The organism is Bacillus sp. DX3.1 (assembly GCF_030292155.1).
In the GTDB taxonomy this organism is placed as follows: Bacteria; Bacillota; Bacilli; order Bacillales; family Bacillaceae_G; genus Bacillus_A.
Genome location: NZ_CP128153.1, coordinates 5071903 through 5089159 on the forward strand (window position 1 = coordinate 5071903; position 17257 = coordinate 5089159).

Below are 17257 nucleotides of genomic sequence, written 5' to 3' on the forward strand. Positions count from 1 at the left end.
AAGCCCCGCATATGCGGGGCTTTTGACTTTTATAGTGCTTGAGCTGCTGTAATTAGAGCTAACTTGTACACTTCTTCTTCGTTACAACCACGAGATAAGTCGTTTACTGGCATGTTTAAGCCTTGTAAGATTGGTCCTACTGCTTCGAAGTTACCTAAACGTTGTGCAATTTTGTAGCCGATATTACCAGCTTCTAAGCTTGGGAATACGAATACGTTAGCATCACCATTAATAACAGAACCTGGTGCCTTTTTCTCAGCTACAGATGGCACAAATGCAGCGTCGAATTGGAATTCACCGTCTAATGTTAATTCAGGAGCCATTTCTTTTGCAATGCGTGTTGCTTCTACAACTTTTTCTGTTTCTGGAGATTTCGCAGAACCTTTTGTAGAGAAGCTTAACATTGCAACGCGTGGATCAATGCCGAATAGTTCAGCAGTTTTTGCACTTTCAATACCGATTTCAGCTAAATCTTGGCTGTTTGGTGCAATATTGATTGCGCAGTCAGCGAATACATACTTTTCATCTTCACGTACCATAATGAATACGCCAGAAGTTTTTGTAACGCCTGGTTTTGTTTTAATGATTTGAAGTGCTGGACGAACTGTGTCAGCTGTAGAATGAGCTGCACCACTTACTAAACCGTGTGCTTTTCCCATGTATACAAGCATCGTACCGAAGTAGTTTTCGTCTTTTAAGATTTTACGAGCAGCTTCTTCTGTTGCTTTACCTTTACGGCGTTCAACGAAAGATGCCACCATTGCATCCATTTCTTCATATGTAGCTGGGTCGTAAATATCAACGCCTGCTAATGTTAAATTCATACTAGCAGCTTTTGCGCTAATTTCTTCTTTATTACCAACCAAGATTGGTTTTACTAATTCTTCTTTTGCTAAACGCTCTGCAGCGCCTAAAATTCTTTCATCAGTTCCTTCAGGAAGTACGATAGAAATGCCTTTTCCTTGAACTTTTTCTTTTACAGTTGTAAATAAATTGCTCACGAATAAACCCTCCTACAAATGTTTAAAAAAACTCCATCTTTAAGCATACTGCTTTTCACCTCTATTTTAAACTTATAGATTCTAAAAAATAGGCAAAACAAAAATAATTATATTTTCATAAAATTCAGTCCCGAAAATCCCTCCTTATAAAAGGCGAAAACGGCGTATATCGTACACTTTCTAACCACTTAATAGGATTCGGAAAATGTGACAATTTTATGCGAATGAGCTTAGCATACATGATTTTAAAACTATATATGCTATAGTTAACGTGTAAACTATCATTAACTGAGGTGACCTAAATGAGTGAAGCAGCAAAAACGTTAGATGGTTGGTATTGTCTACATGACTTCCGTTCTATTGACTGGGCAGCATGGAAAACATTATCTAGTGATGAACGTGGACAAGCAATGTTTGAATTTTTAAACATCATTGAGAAATGGAATAACGCAGCGGCTGCAAAACAAGGTAGCCATGCAATGTATACAATTGTTGGTCAAAAAGCAGATATCATGTTTATGGTTTTACGTCCAACAATGGAAGAATTAAATGAAATTGAAGCAGAATTAAATAAGACAACATTAGCTGAATATATGGTTCCTGCCTACTCTTACGTATCCGTTGTTGAGTTAAGTAACTATCTTCCAGCTGACGAAGATCCATATCAAAACCCACAAGTTCTTGCACGTTTGTACCCTGAATTACCAAAGGCAAATCATATTTGCTTCTACCCAATGGACAAACGTCGCCAAGGCGATGACAACTGGTACATGCTACCGATGGAAGATCGCAGAAAATTAATGTACAGCCATGGCAAGATTGGTCGTCAATATGCAGGTAAAGTTCGTCAAATCATTACTGGTTCTGTTGGCTTTGATGATTATGAGTGGGGTGTAACGCTATTTGCTGATGACATCCTTCAATTCAAAAAACTTGTATATGAAATGCGTTTTGATGAAGTAAGTGCTCGTTACGGTGAATTTGGAACATTCTTCGTTGGGAACATCTTACCAAGCGAAAAAGTGGCAAAATTTTTATATGTATAATGTATAATGTCAAAAAGGAACGAATTTCGTTCCTTTTTCTTTTTATCCCGCACTAACGTGCAGTAATACCCTCATCCTAAAACTTCGTTTGGTTGTCATATCTAGCCTCTTTTTCTCATACGTATGAACTAGTAATTGTTCTACACTTCACCTTGAAACAAACCTCTTTCACTAGTGCAAACAAAAAAAGAGAGGTGAAACATAATGGGTGTCATCCCGCATACAGAAGAACATGTAAAATTACTAGCAAGACTCATGCGAGCAGAAGCTGAGGGAGAAGGAAAACAGGGCATGTTGATGGTTGGTAATGTCGGTGTAAACCGTGTCAGAGGAGATTGCTTAGATTTTAAAAAGATACGTAATCTACAACAAATGGTATTTCAAAGCCCTGGTGGTTTTGAAGCAACACAAAAAGGGTACTTTTATCAGCGAGCACGCGAGCAAGATATCGCTCTTGCAAGACGTACCATCCAAGGACAACGCTTTTGGCCAGCTAACTTTTCTTTATGGTTCTTTCGCCCAGAAGGTCCTTGTCCACCAACTTGGTACAATCAGCAAAACTCTGGTCGTTTTAAAAAACATTGCTTTTTCCAACCGTCTGGTCAGGACTGCCCAAGTGTATATTAAGGAATGAAAACGAGGAGGGATTTGAAATGGCACAGCAACAAAACCCGTACAATGGAACTGGTTTTTATCAACCATCAGGAGGGTATATACAACAAGGACAACAACCGATGACAGCGCAACAGCAACAAGCGATGCAACAACAAGCAATGCAACAACAAGCGATGCAACAACAAACTGCCCAAGCACAACTTGCAGTATCTCAAGGTATGCTCCCACTAGAGCAATCATATATTGAAAACATCCTTCGCTTAAACAAAGGAAAACCAGCAACTATTGTTATGACATATGAGCGCGGTAGTTCACTTGGCACACAATCCTATACAGGAATTATTGAAGCAGCTGGACGCGATCACATTGTCATCAGCGAACCAAAATCTGGAAAGCGCTACTTATTACTCATGATTTACTTAGATTATGTAGAATTCCCTGGAGAAATTACTTATTTACCTGCGCAACCAGCAACCTATGCCCCAAGATCATAACAAAAGCTGGCATTTGCCAGCTTTTGTTTTTTGTTCTTATAAGAGATGTTCAAAAAGTCCGGTAAAGATAGCCTCCTTTTGAAACAAGCACTTATAGTCCTTTTACAACTGCAGTTCCAAGTAAAATCCAGCCAACAATAAAGGCGACACCGCCAAGTGGGGTAATCGGACCAAAAAATTTAATCCCTGTCGTACTTAACGCATATAGACTTCCGGAGAACATAATAATTCCTGCTACCATAAACCAGCCTGCTGTACTAAGAAGAGATGATTGAATTTTATCCATTAACAATGCAATGACGAACAATCCCCCCGCATGAAACATTTGGTATGTAACACCTGTTTTCCACACATCTAACATTTTCGCAGAGATCTTATTTTCTAAACCATGTGCACCAAAAGCCCCTAATACTACAGCTAATCCTGCTGCAATGCAGCCTAATAAGAAGAAAATTTTCATTTGAATCCCCCTTTTTATCTTTATGATAAGAAATTTTCACGTATAATCCAACCATTTCACCTTTTAGAAATCAAATAAAGAGTTGCCGTTTGCATCCGCTTCTTTTATATATACTGGTTCCCCTGAAACCGGCGTAATCGGTTGAACTGGCATCATTGGATGCGACGTTACGACCTGTGCTTGCGATTGTACTTTCGGCTCCACATACACAGGAGATTCTGTCTGTTCTTCCAGTAATAAATCACATAAGGCTCGAACAACTAAAAGATGTTCTTTTGATTTATGTCCTTCACTACCTTTTGCTTTCGCAATTTCATTTGCCATTTTATTCAAAATTTTTTCGCTAGATATTTGCATTCTTTATCACCTCATGCTTTGTAGTTCGTTCTCAAATTGCCCCAGCTTCTCTATTGGACCAAATACTATTATCATATCACGTTCTTGTAGTTTTTCCTTCCCTGTTGGGTTATGAATAATATTTCCATCACGTAAAATGGCTAAAATCGTAACGTTAAAGCAATTTCTGATATTGCTATCCATCAATGTTTTTTCGATTAAAGAAGCCTCAGCACCACTTGAAATAAATTCCCCTCGACAATCATCGTCATCCAAAAAGCTTGAAACAAACTAATCTCTTCTATCATCATAAAGTGAAACTTTAATCAGTGGGTGGCTTTATTCCTCTACCTAACTTCTTTTGCTTTTAACGGAACTTTGAGGTGGGGGCTTTACTACGGATAAATCCAATGGGTTCCAAGAATTACAACGAAACACATACATATAACTGTAATCCATAATTGCTTACGTGTACTCATACTATTCTTTCAACGCTTTTCTCTACCTACAATCTTTGCCACAGGAAATAAAATACGTATATACTAGAAGCGGAATCTACGAAAGAGGTTGATATAATGAAAACATTTCTTTCTGCCCTGCAATGGGCATTGTTTATTTTGGCTGGTAGCCTAATTGTCCCCATTAGCGTTGCCGCCAGCTATGGACTAGAGGGTGCTGAAGCCATTGCATTTGTCCAAAGAACATTATTTGTCCTTGGTTTTGCCGGCCTATTGCAAGCTGTATTTGGCCACCGCCTTCCAATTCAAGAAGGACCAGCTGGTCTTTGGTGGGGAATTTTCTCACTGTATGCAAGCTTGGGTGTCGTATTATTTGGGTCAAATAGCGAAACACTTCGCGTCTTGCAATATGCATTCCTACTAAGTGGAATTATCTGTATTCTTCTTAGCGTTTTTGGACTGATTGACAAACTCGTTCGCTATTTTACACCAACAGTTATTGGAACGTATTTATTTCTTCTCGTTGCTCAGCTCAGCGGTTCCTTCCTAAAAGGAATGTTTGGACTGGATGGACAACATACAGAAGTGCAAGCAAACGTACTCATTCTTTCATTTATTGTTATTTTACTATCTTTTTTCATTATGAAGCTACCTATTATTGGACAATATTCAGTTCTTTTCAGCATTGTCTTCGGATGGATTTTATTTGCCTTCTTCGGATTATCCAATCCAATCACACCAGTAACAGATATCATTCGTCTTCCATCGTTATTCGTTTTTGGTACACCTCGAATCGAGTGGAATATGGTAATTACCGTTTTCTTCGTCACGTTATTGCTCCTGACAAATATGTTAGCAAGCATTCGTGTTGTACAGAAAGTTGTTTCTAAATATAAAGGAGATGCGGTGGAAAATCGTTTTAAACAAGCTGGGATTATAACAGGTATCAATCAGTTACTTGGTGGTCTTTTCTCTGCCATTGGGCCAGTTGCTATTTCAGGTTCAGCTGGATTTATTGCCACAACAAATATTTATAAACGACTCCCTTTTATGCTAGGATCAAGCTTTATTTTACTGATTAGTATATTTCCAAAAGTTACATCGTTCTTTGCAGCAATTCCTGTGGCTGTTGGGTATGCTGCCATTTATCCTGTATTTGCAAGCATGATTGGCCTTGCTTTCCGAGAATATGAAACGGTGCAAGATAAAGAGCGTTTATTCCGCGTTGCTGGTCTATCTCTCTTTACAGGAATCGGAGTTATGTTTGTACCATCACAAGCATTCTCTACACTTCCACCGTTTTTAGCATCCTTTTTAAGTAATGGCCTTGTACTCGGTTCTGTAATGGCCATTCTACTCGAAGTATTATTTTCTCGTTCAAAAGAAAAACAAGCATCGTAAATTAGAAAACCTCATTATATTGCACTCTACTTTAAGAGTTGTTACGATAGGATAGAATTATCATAGGCCGCACGATTTGTTCGCCCATGATAATTCTTTGTAACAATACGGAGATCACTCTATATAAATCCATTTTGATTTTTCGACATATAGCCGCGGCTATGGATAACAAAAGATGACCTGCACTCGGAATGGGGCAGGGGCAGGAAAAGGATCTGACCGCTTCTATGCATGAATGGATGCTCTCTCCCACCTTAAAAGAAGGGTTTTATGTCGGTTTTTTAATTTGTATTTATATATTATTTCAACATAGAAAGGGCGTTTCTATATGTCTTATAAAATGATTGTTCTAGATTTAGATGATACATTACTTCGCGATGACCATACAATTTCACCACGTACGAAACAAGCCTTAATGCAAGCACAAGAGCAAGGAGTAAAAGTTGTACTGGCTTCAGGCCGTCCAACATTTGCAATGCGTCACATTGCAAATGAACTTCGCCTAGAAGACTTCGGGAGCTTTATCTTATCGTTTAACGGTGCCAAAATTATAAACTGTAAAACAGATGAAGAGTTGTTCAGCAGTTCGTTATCCCCTGAAATCGTTCACAATCTGTATAAAATCAGCCTTGATGAGAATGTTGGGATTCATACGTATGTTGGCGATGACATCATAACAGAAGCAAATAACTCATATACAGAAATTGAAGCTACTATTACAGGCATGCCAATTATTGAGGTTGATAGTTTCACTAATGCAGTGCAAGAGCCTGTTGTAAAAGTATTAATGGTAGAAGATCCAGAACATCTCGTGAAAGTAGAAGAGAAACTACAAAAACAATTAGAAGGTGAGCTAAGCGTGATGCGTTCTAAACCATTTTTCTTAGAGTTCACAGAGGCTGGTGTCACGAAAGGAACAAGCTTGAATCAACTGATCCAAAAACTTGGTATCAAGCGTGAAGAAGTAATTGCAATGGGCGACAGCTACAACGACCAGGCAATGATTGAATTTGCAGGTCTTGGCGTTGCAATGGGCAATGCACCAGCTGATATTAAAGAGATTGCAAACTACGTGACTGATACAAATATGAACGATGGCGTTGCGAAAGTTGTAGAAAAGTTTGTTTTAAATAGCAAAGTACTTGTATAAAAAGTAGTTAAACCTATTCAACTCCAAATACATTCATAAAATCCCTTTTAAGTCAAATACTTCAAAGGGATTTTTATTTAAATTTAAATAACTTTGTGAAGATATTTCGAACTTTACAACATTCACATAGTGCAAAGTTTATTTTTGGATATAATGAAATAAAATAGACTATTTTATTTTGAAAAAGAATACAAATTTACTATATGTACGTGTTCAAAAAGGAGGGTACGGAGTGTAGCTCGAACTACATGAGTACCGGAGTGGCGACGTAACGAAGAAATAGGGCCGCTATCTTTACCGGACTTTTCGAACATTCTCTATATACAAGCTCATATTATAAGGAGGCCATTTCATGTTATCTACACCGATTGGGCGATTAAGAGCGATTGGATTAATCGAGGGAATTTCCTTTCTACTATTGTTATTTATTGCAATGCCGTTAAAATATTTTGCTGGGTTCTCGAAAGCTGTCTCTATTACAGGCATGGCTCACGGCGTACTATTCGTACTATTCGTCTTTGCTGTGATTCAAGTCATGATTGTACATCGCAAGTCTATTTTATGGGGTCTTGGTGCATTTATTGCGTCTGTTATCCCATTTGGTACGTTTGTACTAGATGCAAAACTAAAAAATGAACAAAATTAAAAAAGAAAAGGCTTATCAAAAAGGTATATTATACTACCTTTTGATAAGCCCTTTTGAATTATAATCTATAAGCTGATACGTTAATACCCTTCGACTCATAGTAATCTAAAATACCAGAGTAGATTGCTTCTGCAGCACGTTGTCTCCAATATTCAGAAACAAGTTTTTCATTGTCTGCTTCATTATCAATGAATGCAAGTTCTATAAGAGTCGCAGGCATTGTATTTTCACGAAGTACGTGTAAATCTCCTTCTTTCACGCCGCGATCTTTCGTTTCTAAGGCTTCCACTAAACGCTTTTGAATTTTTTCTGAAAGTAATTTACTTTCTTCTACATGCGGATTGCCAGATCTACTACTACGACCACTCCAATAGTACGATTCTGATCCATTAGCATCACCATTGAAGCCATTCGCATGAATACTTACAAAAATATCACCGTTATTTTGTTGAGCAAATTCCACACGTTTTTTTAATGATTCTGCAGCAGTGTTACCTGGTCTCCAATCTCCATCTCGAGTTAGTAATACTTTAAATGGTGATTTACGATTAAATAGTTCACGAACTCGTAAAGAAGCATCTAATACAACTGCATCTTCGTCCATTCCGTTACCTAAACCTTCATGGCCGTTATCTACACCACCATGACCAGGATCAATAATAATTGCTTTTCCATTTAACGGATCAACATTTTCATTAATTTTGATAAGTGATTCAGGTACCCATCCTTCTTGACCATTCACACGGATTTTAATCCATTTATTTGGATCTTTTTGTAACACATCAACTACCGTTCCTTGTGAAAGTGTCCGCAATACATTATTTGGTTTACCAAAACTTGTCGGATATGGCCAAGGTGCAGAACGAAACTCATTCGTTGTTTGTTTTAATTGACCTTTTGTATTTGATTCATAGTTTGTATACGGAATATCTTTTGGAAGTTTGTGAGAATCAACTACCTCTTCACCATTCTGATTGATAATATTTACTCCATTATATTCTTGTGGACTATATGGATGGATTTCTTCCATAAGGTTCGCAATTTTGGTTGCCCAACCTTTATCCGTTGAATAATTTGCATTTATATCTTGTAAAGTTACCCCTTTATATTGCCAATGCCCAGGCTCTACGTAATACTCCCTTACATAGGCAGCATTATAATTAATACTTGCCTTAAAGTTAGTAAAGTAGCGCGCTAAGCCGAATGGATCGGAGTCTTCCGCACGAAGTCCAAATAAGTTATGTTTACGATAAGCAATTTCCGATTTACCATAGCCAGATTCTAAAATTGCGTGCGATGCTAAGAATAGCGCATTTATACCATATTTATTTTGAGCATCAATGAAAGCTTGTCCATACCCTATAAGCGGACTGGAACCGTTTGTTTTATTACTCACATAGTTATTAATTTCTTGTGCTGTTACTTTCGAAGGCTTACGTAAATCTAGCGTTTCGTACGGTTTATCAATATAGTAATCAACCGCTAGATTCGCTTGACCTCCTCCTTCAAAATACTCAACTCGCAATTTATGCTGGCCTTTTGTTAATGATACCTTTGCTTTACGGATACCACTATCACTAGATTGCCAAGAATTAATAATAGCACGATCATCTACATAAACACGAATACCATCATCCGCTTTAACAGAGAATGTATAATCTCCACCATCAAAGTATTCTGTTTTTGTAAATCGAGCTGAGAAATCATCTGCTTTAATTCCTGAAATTGGCGCACCGTATTTCCAATCAAAATTCAAGTAATTGATCTTCTGTAGTGCATTATTGCCACCAATAATAACTGATTCGCCTTTTAAATCTTTATTATTATAGAATTCACCTAACCAACTAGACGGATAGGTACCTTGACGATATGGCTCTATACTAAATTCTACACGGCTTGAGCCTGTTTTCTCTAAATATTGAACCTCCACTAAGTGGGTATCTTTTTGATTTGTTGTTCCAAATGCCCAAGCTGCTGTTCCATCATTAATATGAATTTTGCGTGCATATTCAGTATATCCGTTTGGTCCCCAATGATCCATTACAAGCCTTCCATCAATAAAGACACGAATACCATCATCTGCACGTCCACGAATCACATAATCGCCAGCTGTAAGACGCTTGACAGTTGCATAACGAGCTGAGAAATTATTTGCTGGAACCTTTGAAGTTGGTGCGCCAGTTCCATTATTTTCAGCTAACTTTTTGTTACTTCCTTGCGGTGCGATTACTTTCGCATCTACTGGGTAACCCGCTAAATCCGTATTAGGATAGTAATAAGCTAACCAATGATCAAAAGGAACAAAGTCAGAGAAAATAGCCGCTTGACCCGAATTTTCATAATAATTTGTTAGAATTTTATGATTCCCTTGTGAAACATTTGTAACGAGAGCACGATTAATCTCCCCTGCTTTATCAGTCCAACGATCAATAACGTTTTTTCCATCAAAAGAAACTTTTACTCGATCATCCGCCAATGTATGTACAAAATAATCACCAGCGTTCAAATCTCTAGATTGATCAAATTTAGCATAGAAGTCATCATCTGGATACGCAGGAGTAGGGCCGCTATATCCCCAATTGTAATGAGCGTTCCCGCCTTTTTGATAAAATGGTCCAGGAACTTTATTATAGTCTACTTGGACATTAGCATTTCCGCTTGCTTCTAAGTACTCTACCTTAACCTTATGATCTCCGGCCTTCATAGGTACTTTCACTTTACGAGTCTCATTATCACTCGGTTTCCAAGAATCAATAACAATCTTGTCATCGACATATACCCGTATACCGTCATCTGCTTTTGCAGTAAACATGTAATCGCCTGTTTCAAAGCGAGCTACCTTTGTAAAACGTGCTGAAAAATTATCTGCTGGAACAGATTTATGTGGTACTCCATATCCCCAGTTAAAATTAAGTGAATTTATTTTTTCAGAGGATTTATCGCCTCCAACAACAACTGCATCACCTTTTAATGATTTATTATTGTAAAATTCACCAATCCAACTCTTTGATTTTATTTCTTCTTTATATGGCTCAATACTAAAATCAACTTGGCTTCCACCTGCTACTTCTAAATATTGAACTTCTACTAAATGTGTATCTTTTTCATTTGCGTTTCCAAATGCCCATCCTGCAGTCCCGTCATCGATACGAATTTTTCGAGCATCTTCTTCTGACCAACCTGGACCCCAACGATCGAGTACTAATTTCCCATCAATGAATACGCGAACTCCATCATCAACTCGTCCACGAATGACATACTCTCCAGCTGGAAGGCGTTTTACAGTCGTATAACGCGCTGAAAAATTATCTGCTGGAACCTTTGAGGCTGGTGAACCATAACCATTATCTTCAGATAACTTCTTTTCATTTCCTAGCGGTGCGATTACTTTTGCATCTACTGGATAGCCTTCTAAATTTTTATTTGGATAATAATAAGCTAACCAATGATCAAAAGGAACAATATCTGAAAATACAGCAGCTTTTCCCGTATTTTCATAGAATTTTGTTTGAATCTTATGATTCCCATCTGTTACACTTTTGACAATTGTACGATCAATTTTCCCTGCTTCATCCTGCCAACGATCAATGACATTTTTTCCATCAAACGATACTTTCACACGATCGTCTGCCAGTGTATGTATAAAATAATCACCAGCTTTTAACGATTGAGATTGATCAAAAATAGCAGTAAAATGGTCTGCTGACACTTCCGGTTTCGGTTTGTCATATCCCCAATTATAATGCACATTTCCACCACGTTGTGTAAACGTACCAGCATCTGCATCTACAACAACTGAAGTAAGGAATATACCCGCTATTGCTATAGGTACGTACCACATTTTCTTCACTCTTACATACTCCTTTTCTATGAATTTTTTTCCGATAGTTTAATATACAAATATCGTAATATCAAATCCCCCCTTCGCCTCTTTTCTTTAATCTTCTGGAACATCCAGTTGAAATATGGTACAAGTCCTCTAACAGCGAAAAGCTGCATAAGAGCTATACGAATATTATAATATCAAATCTCTCTTTTCCTATCTTCTTTAATTTTCTGAAAAATACAGTTGAAATATGGTACAAATCCTCTAACAGTGAAAAGCTGAACGATTATGTATTTTCTCTCTCCAAATAAAAAAAGACTACAAATTAAGTTCATTTCCAACTTGTAGTCTTCCATCTTCTTTTTCAATTAATCACCATTTTTATTTACATCATTCCGAAAAAAATTCTAATTTCCTACAATTAGGACATACACATACCTCTACTGACGAATATCGCCAATTTTCCCTAATAAGACGTTACTGAACGGAGAACTTCTTTGCAGTTACTCCGTTCCCCTCTATAGATTCGGAATTTGCCAATCAATCTCTTTCTCGCCCATGTTAGATAAGAAGTGATTCACTTTTGAGAACGGCTGACTTCCAAAGAAACCACGTCTTGCCGATAATGGACTTGGATGGACGGACTCAATAATATAATGATTTGCGTTTGTAATTAGTTTTTTCTTCGCTTGTGCATGTCGTCCCCACAAGATAAAAATCACTGGCTTCTCACGTTCGTTTAACAGTTCAATCACGCGATCTGTGAAGTGTTCCCATCCCTTGCCTTTATGAGAATTTGCCTCTCCTTGCCGTACAGTTAGTACTGCATTTAACAGTAACACACCTTGCTGCGCCCATTTTACTAAATAACCGTTATTCGGTACTTCACAACCAAGGTCTGCCTGCAGTTCTTTGTACATATTTTGCAAAGATGGTGGCGTTCTTACACCCGGTTGTACGGAAAAGCTTAAACCGTGCGCTTGATTTGGCCCATGATACGGATCTTGTCCTAAAATCACAACCTTTGTATTCTCATAGCCTGTATAATGCAGTGCATTAAAAATATCATGTGCATTCGGATATATGACATGCGTATGATATTCTTCTTTTAAAAACTGTCTTAGTTTTTCATAATACGGTTTCTCAAATTCTGGTGCGAGCAACGGCTCCCAATCATTCTTTAATACGTTTTCCATCTCTTCACTTCCTGTCCATTTAATTTACCATATCTTGCTTTGTAAACACCGCAAATGAAACGATAAGTGCGGCAATCGCCCAAACCGTCAAGTTCATTAATGAAAAACTCATGGATAGGCCTTGCAGTGCTGGTAACTTCCCTGACAAATAGTCTGTTAATGATAAGTTCACACTAAAAATGTATTTTGCCCCTTCCCAAGATGTTGCAAAAGAACTTAAAATACCACCGGCAATTAATGCCGCGAGCATGACTCCCATACCAGCTGGTGTATTTCGAATCAGAACGGAAACCATAAACGAAATTGTTCCAACAACAAGTGCAACAAACCATGCCAGTCCATAAGCCATTAAAATATATTGCCACTGCGGAATAAGATGAACAAAGTTTGTATTCAACGTTTCCTTATCTATTACAAACCCTGTTAATACAGGTAAATTCCAGCCTGCATAGCCAAAAACAATGCCTGATAATCCATATGCAAAAATTCCAACGAGAAGCAGGATGAGCGATATAAACAGTAGCATCGTAACATATTTACTGAGTAGGATTTTCCAGCGCCGAATTGGCCGGGTCAGAAGCATTTTCATTGTTCCATCGCTACGTTCTCCCGATACAATATCGATCGCAACAATCATAACAAGTAGTGGAATAAATAACGTAATTCCTTGTTCAATGAACGCCCGTACAAATGTCGGTGCCCCTGGTGCAGTTGGGTTAATATCATGATCTAAGTAATATTGTTGTTGCTCCACGCGTACTTTCAGCCAATCACGCCACTCTTCTGGTAGCCTAGAATTGTTTAAACGATTTTGCGAATCAACAATTTGCTGCTGAAGTGATACTTTCCAATCACTCGTACCAAGACGTTTTTGCGTCGTTTGTACTTCGCGATACTGTGCATAAACAAATAGCGGAATCAAAATTGCTAATATGAGCATGACTACCAAAATACGTTTCTTCCGGTAAACTTTTTCTGATTCATTTAAAACAAGATTCGCAAATTCACGCATGCTTCTCACTCCTTGTGAGTTCAATAAATAAATCTTCTAGTGTAAACACAATTTCTTTCACGCTATGCACATCTATGCCACTTTCTACAAAGCGTTTATTCCAAGCACTAATAGATGCTATATCCATCCGGCATAATAAGCGGGACTCTTCTATTGTTATTTCACTTACTCGATCTGAAGCCTCTAACATTACCTTTGCTTTTGAAATCGGTGTAACGATCCATTCAACACGGTCGCTTGCTGTTTTTACCAACTCTTCAACCTGAGCCACCGTAATCACTTTTCCTTTATGAATAATCGCGACACGATCACATATCATTTGCACTTCACTCAGCAAATGGCTCGAAATAAAAACGCTCATATTTTCTTCTTTTACAAGCGTATGTATGAACTCCCTCATTTCTCTTATACCAGCAGGATCAAGTCCATTTGTCGGTTCATCCAATATAAGAAGCTTCGGATTTCCAAGAAGGGCCTGAGCAATACCAAGACGCTGCTTCATGCCAAGAGAATACGTTTTCACTTTGTCATGAATGCGTTCATCCAAATGAACCATTCTTGCAATTTCAAAAATACGTTCATCTGATATGCCACCAAGCATACGTGCAAATTGCTTTAAATTTTCAAAGCCTGTTAAATATGTATATAGCTCAGGATTTTCAACAATACTACCAATTTGTCGCATCGCTTCTCGAAAATCTGCTTTAATATCGTAGCCACCGATGGAAATGTTTCCTTCGGTCGCTTTTATTAACCCAACTAACATCCGAATCGTCGTCGTTTTTCCTGCTCCATTTGGGCCTAAGAAACCAAATACTTCTCCTTGTTTCACATCAAATGAAATATTTTCTACAATCGTCCTTTTTCCAATTACCTTTTTCACATTTCTTACCGATAATACTGTTGTCATTTCGCCTCTCCTCCATCTAGCTGTAGCTTACTTACAATATTTTGTAATAAGCGATTTGCCATATATGAGTAGCCTGTTTCGTTCGGATGGAAATGATCTGAGTATAACAATTCCTTACCTTGATTTTGGAATAGATCAAAGGTTGGCGTAATGTATACATTTTTATCATCTAATGCTAACTTCTCTAAAGATGCGTTCCAATCTACAACAATTGATGAAGAACCTTTTAAATCTTCTACATCTTCAAAAGGATTATACAAACCAAGCCAATAAATAGGACTATTGGGATTTAACTTTCGAAGCTCCGCTAAAATTTGCTTCGCTTGATTTTGAAACGTTGCTGTATCAGGACGATACGCTTCTAAGTCCATTTTTCCGAGTGATTCCCAGCCTGGAAATAAATCATTTCCTCCAATTGTTAACACGATGAGATCAGCTTGTTTAATCGAATACTGAGCGCCGCCACTTTCCATTTGTTTTAACAAGTCCGGCATTTTTGCACCGCTGACTGCTAAATTCGTTAGCGCCACCTTTTGCTTATAATCCTTTTGCAAAGTATCCTTCATACGTCCAACATAACCAATTCCTTCTTTATCGCCAACGCCGCGCGTTAAAGAATCACCTAAACTAACGACTTGTAATGTTCCAGACTGCTGCTTCCCCTTTGCTTGTTTTTGCTCTGTAGGAGTAATTAGCTTGGAAGCCTTTGGATTTAACACATCACCCACGCCAGCAATAAAACCGTAAGCAAATAAACAAAAAGATGCAATTGTAATGAGTAGAATTCCCTTTACTAATTTTGATCTCATGTCAAAACCCCTTTTTAATCCTCATAGATTGTTCATAATTATATCAAACGCATTTTTGAAAAGCGATTTTCCCACTTCGTCTATTATGTTGTCTTCCTCTCTATCAATTGTGGCAATAACTCGATATTCTTTACATCCATCTTTTCCTCGTTAATCTTCTCATATAACATTTCAAATGCTTTTGTACCAACTGCTTTACTCGAATGTGCAATCGTTGTAATTCCTAATATGTCGGCCACCTCTTGATCATCACACCCAATAATGGCAACGTCTTCTGGAATACGAACTCCCTGCTTTTGCGCTTCCGTTACAATTCCAGCTGCAATCGGGTTACACGAAACGAGCAAGGCAGTCGGTTTCACCTGCAATTGAAGCCATTCCCTTATCACTTCGCGTCCATCTTCTACCGTAAAACGTTCTGTAAACTCCCACTCCTTCCGAGGCTTCATACATATAGACTGTAAACCTTCATAATAAGCTTGCTTTCTTCTTTGACTATTTACACTGTTATCTCTTCCGATACAATATCCAATGTGGGTATGTCCATTTTTTATTACATATTTCATCCCGAGTGAAAATACTTTGTAATGATCAATGTGTACGCTGGAAATAGTTTGTGACTCCATTTCTTCGCATGTTACGATTGGTCCAAACTTTGTATATTCTTCAATTATTTCACATTCATTCATTCTTGAGCATATAATTACGCCATCGAGTTTCTTCATTTTTAACATATTTAAAATTTCAATTTCTTTTTCTGCACTGTAGTTCGTCTGACAAAGCATCATATTGTAATTTTTCTTTGCCGTTTCTTTAGAAATTCCTTCGATAATTGCACTATAATATTGATCATTTACATGAGGTAATAGTACACCTATTACATTTGTTTTCCCTCTAACTAAATGAATTGCATTCACATTTTGGGTATAATTAAACTCTTTAATAATCGCTAATATTTCTTTCCTTTTTTTATCGCTAACATATGGATGATTGTTTAACACACGTGAAACAGTCGAAACTGATACACCGGCTATTTCAGCGATTTTCTTTATATTTGTCATGTTTCAATCTCCCCCTTAAACCTTTTCATATTCCTTCATACAAAATTCCCGCTTGACCTGGTAAGCTTTCCACATTGTATCCTTTCCTAGCAAACAAATGCAGAAAGGATTTGACACATATGATGAGACTCAAACTAGAATATATATTTTTTATTGGCGGATTACTCATTCTTTCCCTCGGCATCAACATGATGACAACGATTACTTCTTTTGGACTCAGTCCGTATGATTCATTCTTTATTGCGCTATATCAAAATTTTGGCGTAAGCATTGGCTTTTGGATTTTTATGATTAACTTTGCCTTTACACTTATCGTACTCTATTTGAATAAAAAGTATATTACGATAGGAACAATTGTTACAATGATCCTGATTTCTGTTTTTGTGGATGCTATTGGTTCTATCGACATCATTATGGATTTCATTCGTTCTCTTCCAAAATATATAACACTTGTATGCGGAAATCTATTTGTCGGGGCTGGAATTGGAGTGTATGTGTCTACACAACTATGTGCAGCTCCGCAAGAAGCATTCGTTCTCACTGTTTCTGAGAAGAGAAAGTGGACATTTCGGAGGACAGAAATTTCACTCGCCTTCTTATTCTTAACGATTAGTTTCTTATTAGATGGCCCTATTTATTTTGGAACCATTATTCTTTCCTTTACGACCGGATGGATTATTCAAGCATTTATTCATATTGGCACAAAAATACTCCACGTAAAAAAGCCTATTGAAAGCATGTAACTTTCAATAGGCTTTTCTGTTCTTTCATCACTGGAGCCTCTTTATCTCGCTATTCACGGGCCGTAATACCTCCACCTTAAAATTCGGCAGGAA

16 protein-coding genes and 1 pseudogene are annotated in these 17257 nt (G+C 37.6%); 7 read left to right on the plus strand and 10 right to left on the minus strand.

Annotated features, from left to right (window positions below; translation table 11 throughout):
- Positions 1-29 precede the first annotated feature (29 nt).
- Complete coding sequence (gene pta / locus QRE67_RS25430; RefSeq protein ID WP_286122923.1) at positions 30-1001, minus strand: phosphate acetyltransferase; 972 nt, start codon at positions 999-1001, stop codon at positions 30-32.
- A gap of 302 nt (positions 1002-1303) precedes the next feature.
- Between pta and hemQ the strand changes: the two genes are divergently transcribed.
- The 3 genes from hemQ (at position 1304) to gerQ (ending at position 3156) form a co-directional block, all read left to right on the plus strand.
- On the plus strand, positions 1304-2047 hold the full coding sequence (gene hemQ, locus QRE67_RS25435; RefSeq protein WP_286122924.1) for a hydrogen peroxide-dependent heme synthase: 744 nt from the start codon (positions 1304-1306) through the stop codon (positions 2045-2047).
- A gap of 204 nt (positions 2048-2251) precedes the next feature.
- On the plus strand, positions 2252-2674 hold the full coding sequence (locus QRE67_RS25440) for a cell wall hydrolase (protein ID WP_286122925.1): 423 nt from the start codon (positions 2252-2254) through the stop codon (positions 2672-2674).
- 26 nt (positions 2675-2700) lie between these two features.
- The gene (gene gerQ, locus QRE67_RS25445; protein WP_286122926.1) at positions 2701-3156 is read left to right on the plus strand and encodes a spore coat protein GerQ; all 456 of its coding nucleotides are present in this window, start codon (positions 2701-2703) and stop codon (positions 3154-3156) included.
- Between the two features lie 91 nt (positions 3157-3247).
- On the opposite strand, the gene QRE67_RS25450 is transcribed toward gerQ, so the two are convergent.
- The 3 genes and pseudogenes from QRE67_RS25450 to QRE67_RS25460 form a co-directional block, all read right to left on the minus strand.
- Positions 3248-3616, minus strand: coding sequence for a DUF423 domain-containing protein (locus QRE67_RS25450; protein WP_286122927.1), 369 nt, complete (start codon positions 3614-3616; stop codon positions 3248-3250).
- 63 nt (positions 3617-3679) lie between these two features.
- The gene (locus tag QRE67_RS25455; protein WP_286122928.1) at positions 3680-3973 is read right to left on the minus strand and encodes a YwdI family protein; all 294 of its coding nucleotides are present in this window, start codon (positions 3971-3973) and stop codon (positions 3680-3682) included.
- 6 nt (positions 3974-3979) lie between these two features.
- Positions 3980-4174 (minus strand): annotated as a pseudogene (locus QRE67_RS25460) (cation:proton antiporter regulatory subunit); the annotation flags it as partial.
- Positions 4175-4527: 353 nt separating this feature from the next.
- Between QRE67_RS25460 and QRE67_RS25465 the strand changes: the two are divergent.
- The 3 genes from QRE67_RS25465 to QRE67_RS25475 all read left to right on the plus strand — a co-directional run bounded on the left by QRE67_RS25465 (position 4528) and on the right by QRE67_RS25475 (position 7607).
- Complete coding sequence (locus QRE67_RS25465) at positions 4528-5811, plus strand: purine/pyrimidine permease (protein ID WP_286122929.1); 1284 nt, start codon at positions 4528-4530, stop codon at positions 5809-5811.
- Positions 5812-6139: 328 nt separating this feature from the next.
- Positions 6140-6961 carry a Cof-type HAD-IIB family hydrolase gene (locus QRE67_RS25470; RefSeq protein WP_286122930.1) on the plus strand — a complete coding sequence of 274 codons (822 nt, stop codon included), beginning with the start codon at positions 6140-6142 and terminating at the stop codon, positions 6959-6961.
- Positions 6962-7313: 352 nt separating this feature from the next.
- Positions 7314-7607, plus strand: a complete 294-nt coding sequence (locus tag QRE67_RS25475; RefSeq protein ID WP_286122931.1) for a DUF3817 domain-containing protein — start codon at positions 7314-7316, stop codon at positions 7605-7607.
- 58 nt (positions 7608-7665) lie between these two features.
- Here QRE67_RS25475 and QRE67_RS25480 read toward each other — a convergent pair whose 3' ends face one another.
- The 6 genes from QRE67_RS25480 to QRE67_RS25505 form a co-directional block, all read right to left on the minus strand.
- Positions 7666-11448, minus strand: a complete 3783-nt coding sequence (locus tag QRE67_RS25480) for a PA14 domain-containing protein (protein WP_286125378.1) — start codon at positions 11446-11448, stop codon at positions 7666-7668.
- Positions 11449-11951: 503 nt separating this feature from the next.
- Positions 11952-12629, minus strand: a complete 678-nt coding sequence (locus tag QRE67_RS25485) for a uracil-DNA glycosylase (RefSeq protein ID WP_286122932.1) — start codon at positions 12627-12629, stop codon at positions 11952-11954.
- 19 nt (positions 12630-12648) lie between these two features.
- The gene (locus QRE67_RS25490) at positions 12649-13641 is read right to left on the minus strand and encodes an ABC transporter permease (protein WP_286122933.1); all 993 of its coding nucleotides are present in this window, start codon (positions 13639-13641) and stop codon (positions 12649-12651) included.
- Positions 13634-14551: an ABC transporter ATP-binding protein gene (locus QRE67_RS25495; RefSeq protein ID WP_286122934.1), complete on the minus strand. Its 918-nt coding sequence runs from the start codon at positions 14549-14551 to the stop codon at positions 13634-13636. The genes QRE67_RS25490 and QRE67_RS25495 overlap by 8 nt, the downstream gene beginning before the upstream one ends.
- On the minus strand, positions 14548-15360 hold the full coding sequence (locus QRE67_RS25500; protein WP_286122935.1) for an SGNH/GDSL hydrolase family protein: 813 nt from the start codon (positions 15358-15360) through the stop codon (positions 14548-14550). The genes QRE67_RS25495 and QRE67_RS25500 overlap by 4 nt, the downstream gene beginning before the upstream one ends.
- Before the next feature lie 83 nt (positions 15361-15443).
- Positions 15444-16421: a LacI family DNA-binding transcriptional regulator gene (locus QRE67_RS25505; protein WP_286122936.1), complete on the minus strand. Its 978-nt coding sequence runs from the start codon at positions 16419-16421 to the stop codon at positions 15444-15446.
- 119 nt (positions 16422-16540) lie between these two features.
- On the opposite strand from QRE67_RS25505, the gene QRE67_RS25510 reads away from it, so the two are divergent.
- The gene (locus tag QRE67_RS25510) at positions 16541-17164 is read left to right on the plus strand and encodes a YczE/YyaS/YitT family protein (RefSeq protein ID WP_286122937.1); all 624 of its coding nucleotides are present in this window, start codon (positions 16541-16543) and stop codon (positions 17162-17164) included.
- Positions 17165-17257: the final 93 nt, after the last annotated feature.

Excerpts from the sequence above, each read along its gene's own strand:
- QRE67_RS25480 (WP_286125378.1), bottom strand. The coding sequence starts at position 11,448 with ATGTGGTACGTACCTATAGCAATAGCGGGTATATTCCTTACTTCAGTT.
- QRE67_RS25490 (WP_286122933.1), bottom strand. The coding sequence starts at position 13,641 with ATGCGTGAATTTGCGAATCTTGTTTTAAATGAATCAGAAAAAGTTTAC.
- QRE67_RS25470 (WP_286122930.1), top strand. The coding sequence starts at position 6,140 with ATGTCTTATAAAATGATTGTTCTAGATTTAGATGATACATTACTTCGC.
- QRE67_RS25465 (WP_286122929.1), top strand. The coding sequence starts at position 4,528 with ATGAAAACATTTCTTTCTGCCCTGCAATGGGCATTGTTTATTTTGGCT.
- QRE67_RS25510 (WP_286122937.1), top strand. The coding sequence starts at position 16,541 with ATGATGAGACTCAAACTAGAATATATATTTTTTATTGGCGGATTACTC.
- QRE67_RS25505 (WP_286122936.1), bottom strand. The coding sequence starts at position 16,421 with ATGACAAATATAAAGAAAATCGCTGAAATAGCCGGTGTATCAGTTTCG.
- gerQ (WP_286122926.1), top strand. The coding sequence starts at position 2,701 with ATGGCACAGCAACAAAACCCGTACAATGGAACTGGTTTTTATCAACCA.
- QRE67_RS25485 (WP_286122932.1), bottom strand. The coding sequence starts at position 12,629 with ATGGAAAACGTATTAAAGAATGATTGGGAGCCGTTGCTCGCACCAGAA.
- QRE67_RS25495 (WP_286122934.1), bottom strand. The coding sequence starts at position 14,551 with ATGACAACAGTATTATCGGTAAGAAATGTGAAAAAGGTAATTGGAAAA.
- hemQ (WP_286122924.1), top strand. The coding sequence starts at position 1,304 with ATGAGTGAAGCAGCAAAAACGTTAGATGGTTGGTATTGTCTACATGAC.
- QRE67_RS25475 (WP_286122931.1), top strand. The coding sequence starts at position 7,314 with ATGTTATCTACACCGATTGGGCGATTAAGAGCGATTGGATTAATCGAG.
- QRE67_RS25455 (WP_286122928.1), bottom strand. The coding sequence starts at position 3,973 with ATGCAAATATCTAGCGAAAAAATTTTGAATAAAATGGCAAATGAAATT.
- QRE67_RS25440 (WP_286122925.1), top strand. The coding sequence starts at position 2,252 with ATGGGTGTCATCCCGCATACAGAAGAACATGTAAAATTACTAGCAAGA.
- QRE67_RS25500 (WP_286122935.1), bottom strand. The coding sequence starts at position 15,360 with ATGAGATCAAAATTAGTAAAGGGAATTCTACTCATTACAATTGCATCT.
- QRE67_RS25450 (WP_286122927.1), bottom strand. The coding sequence starts at position 3,616 with ATGAAAATTTTCTTCTTATTAGGCTGCATTGCAGCAGGATTAGCTGTA.